Source organism: Streptomyces sp. NPDC059455 (assembly GCF_042750115.1).
Lineage (GTDB): Bacteria > Actinomycetota > Actinomycetes > Streptomycetales > Streptomycetaceae > Streptomyces > Streptomyces endocoffeicus.
In genome coordinates, this window is sequence record NZ_JBHYVB010000393.1 from 1 (window position 1) to 4894 (window position 4894).

At 71.7% G+C, this 4894-nt stretch carries 2 protein-coding genes; both read left to right on the top strand.

Annotated elements, in window-relative coordinates; translation table 11 throughout:
• Positions 1–383 precede the first annotated feature (383 nt).
• A complete protein-coding gene (locus ACFXB5_RS52655; RefSeq protein ID WP_385223014.1) occupies positions 384–1772 on the top strand; it encodes an alpha-amylase family protein in 1389 nt (462 codons plus the stop codon).
• 365 nt (positions 1773–2137) lie between these two features.
• Positions 2138–4834, top strand: coding sequence for a pullulanase-type alpha-1,6-glucosidase (pulA, locus tag ACFXB5_RS52660; protein WP_385223017.1), 2697 nt, complete (start codon positions 2138–2140; stop codon positions 4832–4834).
• The last annotated feature ends 60 nt before the right edge of the window (positions 4835–4894 follow it).

Sequence of the window (4894 nt, forward strand, 5' to 3'; positions counted from 1 at the left end):
CACCCTCCCCCGCACCACGCTCTGCCCGCTGTGCTCGTGGGAGCGGAGCGGTTTATCCGCGACCTGGAGGGGGACTTGTCGATCTGCGGCTCCGCCGCGTGGTCCGCACGCTGGACACCCCGTGGCAAACCCGATCCGACCGGCCGGGCGCGTGGGGCCCGTTGACCGGACCCCCGGCCGGCCGGACCGGAGAACGTGGTTGAACGTAACACCGCCGCAATTGCTTGCGAAAGGTCTTGCAACAACGAAAACTCGCGAGTACGGTCCCGACACCACCCCACCACTGACGTCTTGCAGCAAGAACCTTCAACTGGCCTTACGGGCATGGCGCGTTGCCGTACGAGGCTGAATCGGCACCCCCGAACTCCCCCCACGGAGGAACGATGGCCAGCAGCCGCATCCCCCTCGCCACCGCGCTCGCCCTCGCGGCGAGCGCGGTGACGCTCGTCGCACTGCCCCAGACCGCGCGGGCGACACCGCCCGGCACCAAGGACGTCACCGCCGAGCTCTTCGAGTGGAAGTACGACTCCGTCGCCAAGGAGTGCACCAGCACCCTCGGCCCGGCCGGGTACGGCTTTGTCGAGGTGTCCCCGGCCACCGAGCACATCCAGGGCGGCCAGTGGTGGACCTCCTACCAGCCCGTCAGCTACAAGATCGCCGGGCGGCTCGGCGACCGTACCGCCTTCAAGAACATGGTCGACACCTGCCACGCCGCGGGCGTGAAGGTTGTCGCCGACGCTGTCATCAACCACATGTCCGCCGGATCCGGCACCGGTACCGGCGGCTCCTCGTACACCAAGTACGACTACCCCGGGATCTATCAGCCCCAGGACATGGACGACTGCACCGCGCAGATCAGCAACTACCAGGACCGCTGGAATGTGCAGCACTGCGAGCTGGTGGGCCTCGCCGACCTGGACACCGGTGAGGAGTACGTCCGCACCCGGCTCGCGCAGTACCTCAACGACCTGCTCTCGCTCGGCGTCGACGGCTTCCGTGTCGACGGCGCCAAGCACATCCCGGCGGAGGATCTGGCCGCCATCAAGAGCCAGTTGAGCGACCCCGGCGTCTACTGGAAGCAGGAGGTCATCTACGGCGAGGGCGAGGCGGTCTCCCCGACGGAGTATCTGCGCAACGGCGATGTGCAGGAGTTCCGCTACGGCCGGGACCTCAAGCGGGTGTTCCAGAGCGAGAAGCTGGCGTATCTGAAGAACTTCGGCGAGGGCTGGGGCCATATGGCGAGCGGCCAGTCCGGTGTCTTCGTCGACAACTGGGACACCGAGCGCAACGGCTCGACCCTCACCTACAAGAACGGCGCCGACTACACCCTGGCCAACGTCTTCATGCTGGCCTGGCCCTACGGCTCCCCGGACGTCCACTCCGGCTACGAGTTCAGCGACAACGACGCGGGCCCGCCGAACGGTGGCGCGGTGGGCGCCTGCTACCAGGACGGCTGGAAGTGCCAGCACAAATGGCCCGAGATCATGAGCATGGTCGCCTTCCGCAACACGGCCCGGGGCGCCTCGGTGACCAACTGGTGGGACAACGGCAACAACGCCATCGCGTTCGGCCGCGGCGACAAGGCGTACGTGGCCATCAACCACGAGAGCGGCTCCCTCACTCGGACCTTCCAGACCTCGCTCCCGGCGGGCGGCTACTGCGACATCCAGAGCGGCAAGTCCGTCGCGGTCGACTCCTCGGGCCAGTTCACCGCCACGTTGGGCGCGAATACGGCGGTGGCCCTGCACACGGGTGCCCGTAGCTGCGGGTAGGCCGCCGCCTTCACCGGCGGGCCCGGGGTTCCGGCTTGGGCCCGGGGTTCTGCCACTGCCTCGGGCTCCGGGTTCCGGCTCGGGTTCTGCCCCTGCCCCGGGCTCGGGGTTCCGGCTTGGGCCCGGGGTTCTGCCACTGCCTCGGGCCCCGGGTTCCGGCTCGGGCTCCGCCCCCGCCCCCGCCCGGGCATCGCCTCCGGCACCTGGCATCGTCCCGGGCCGTGCCTCTGCCCCGGGCACCGGGGTTCCGCCTCGGGCGCCGCCTCGAAGTCTTCCCCGCTCCGCGGGCGGGCTGGGGCGGCCCCGCCCGGGGATGTGGGCGCAGAGCCCACATCCACACCACACCTCAAGGAGCCACCAGCCCCATGAAACCCCCGAGACCCCCCCTCTTCCGCACCGCCGCCGCGCTCGCCACCCTGGCGCTGGGTGCGGCGGCCGTGCCCGCCGTTTCGCAGACCGCGCGGGCCGCCACCAAGGCTCAGGCCGCGGCCACCAAGACTCAGGCCACCAAGGCTCAGGCCGCCACCGCCGAGGCGCAGTGGATCGATCGCGCCACCGTCGTCTGGAAGGTCGAGCACACCGCCGCGACCGCCGAGGAGTTGCGCTTCGCGGACGGCGGTACGCTGCGGCTGGCCCCGGCCGCCCTGACCGACGCACAGAAGGCCGCCTACCCGCATCTGGCCGACCGCCCCGCGTATCGGCTCGATCCGCGCGACCGTGACAAGGCCGCCACGGCGCTGCGCGGCCCGCTCACCGCCGTCCAGCGCGCGGCCGACGACCGTGACCACGTACTGCACCGCACCGGGGTGCAGATCCCCGGCGTGCTGGACGACCTCTACGCCGACCGGGCGCGCCGGGCCCGCCTCGGCCCGGTCTTCCACGGCGGCCGCCCCACCCTCTCCGTCTGGGCGCCGACCGCCCAAAACGTGTCGCTCGACCTCGACGGGCGCACCGTCGCCATGCGCCGGGACCCCGGCAGTGGGGTGTGGAGCGTGACCGGGAGCCCCGACTGGCGGGAGAAGCCGTACCGCTACCGGGCCCGGGTCTGGGCGCCGAGCGTCGGGAAGACCGTCACCAACGAGGTCACCGACCCCTACTCCACCGCCCTGACCGCCGACTCCGCCCGCAGCCTGGTCACCGATCTGTCCGATCCCCGGCTCGCCCCCGCCGGCTGGGCGTCGCTGAAGAAGCCCAAGGCCGTCCCGCTGCGCGACGCCCGCATCCAGGAGCTGCAGATCCGCGACTTCTCCATCGCGGACCGCACCAGCGCCCACCCCGGCCAGTACCTCGCCTTCACCGACCGCGGCTCGGACGGGATGCGGCACCTCACGCGGTTGGCCCGGTCCGGTACCTCGTACGTCCACCTCCTGCCCGCGTTCGACTTCGGCACCGTCCCGGAGCGGCGGTCCGACCAGGCCCGGCCCGGCTGCGATCTGGCCGCCCTGCCCGCCGACTCCGACCAGCAGCAGAAGTGCGTGGCCGGGACCGCCGGCAGGGACGGCTACAACTGGGGCTACGACCCGCTGCACTACACCGTGCCGGAGGGGTCCTACGCGAGCGACCCGGACGGTCCGGCCCGCACCCGCGAGTTCCGGCGAATGGTGCAGGGGCTGGCCCACGCCGGGCTGCGCACCGTCATGGACGTGGTCTACAACCACACCGTGGCCGCGGGACAGGACGACAAGTCGGTGCTCGACCGCATCGTGCCCGGCTACTACCAGCGGCTGCTGGACGACGGCGGCGTGGCCACCTCCACCTGCTGCCCCGGCACCGCGCCCGAGCACGCGATGATGGGCAAGCTGGTGGTGGACTCGATCGTCACCTGGGCCAGGCAGTACAAGGTCGACGGCTTCCGCTTCGACCTCATGGGCCACCACCCCAAGGCCAACATCCTGGCCGTACGCAAGGCCCTCGACGCCCTGACCCCCGCCAAGGACGGGGTGGACGGCAAGTCGATCATCCTCTACGGCGAGGGCTGGAACTTCGGCGAGGCGGCCGACGACGCCCGCTTCGTCCAGGCCACCCAGCGCAACATGGCCGGCACCGGCATCGCCACCTTCAGCGACCGGGCGCGGGACGCGGTGCGCGGCGGTGGGCCGTTCGACGAGGACCCCCGCGTCCAGGGCTTCGCCTCCGGTCTCTTCACCGACCCCAACGGCTCACCGGCCAACGGCGGCCGGGACGAGCAGCGGGCCCGGCTGCTGCACGCCCAGGACCTGATCAAGGTCGGGCTCTCCGGCAACCTCGCCGACTACACCTTCACCGACACCGGCGGACGCCGGGTCAAGGGCTCCGAAGTCGACTACAACGGCTCCCCGGCCGGTTACGCCGCCGCCCCCGGCGACGCGCTCGCCTACGCCGACGCCCATGACAACGAGACCCTCTACGACGCGCTCGCCTACAAACTCCCCGCCACCACCTCGGCCGCCGACCGGGCCAGGGCGCAGGTGGTGGCCCTGGCCACCGCCACCCTCTCCCAGGGGCCGGCGCTCAGCCAGGCGGGCACCGATCTGCTGCGCTCGAAGTCACTGGACCGCAACTCCTTCGACAGCGGGGACTGGTTCAACGCCATCAACTGGGATTGCGCGTCCGGCAACGGCTTCGGCCGGGGGCTGCCCCCGGCGGCGGACAACGAGTCCAAGTGGCCTTACGCCAAGCCCCTGTTGACCAACCCCGCGGTACGCCCCGGCTGTCCCGAGATCACGGGTGCCTCGGCGGCCTACCGGGATCTGCTGCGGATCCGCACCACCGAGAAGGCGTTCAGCCAGAGCACGGCGGAGGGGGTGCGGCAGGCGCTGTCCTTCCCGCTGTCCGGGACCGGGGAGACGCCGGGCGTCATCACCATGCGGCTCGGCCGGCTCGTCGTGGTCTTCAACGCCACCCCGTCCCGGCGGTCGCAGACCGTCCCCGCCCTGGCCGGGACCCCGTACGCCCTCCACCCGGTCCAGGCGCACGGCGCCGACGCCACGGTGAGGACGTCCGGCTACGAGCGCACGACCGGCACCTTCACCGTCCCCGGCCGCACGGTCGCCGTCTTCACGGCCGGGGCCGCCGGGCGCTGAGCACATCGAATGACGCCCCGAAGGGGCGCGGGGACCGGCGCGCCCAGCCACAATGGTGCC

Excerpts from the sequence above, each read along its gene's own strand:
- ACFXB5_RS52655 (WP_385223014.1), top strand. The coding sequence starts at position 384 with ATGGCCAGCAGCCGCATCCCCCTCGCCACCGCGCTCGCCCTCGCGGCG.
- pulA (WP_385223017.1), top strand. The coding sequence starts at position 2,138 with ATGAAACCCCCGAGACCCCCCCTCTTCCGCACCGCCGCCGCGCTCGCC.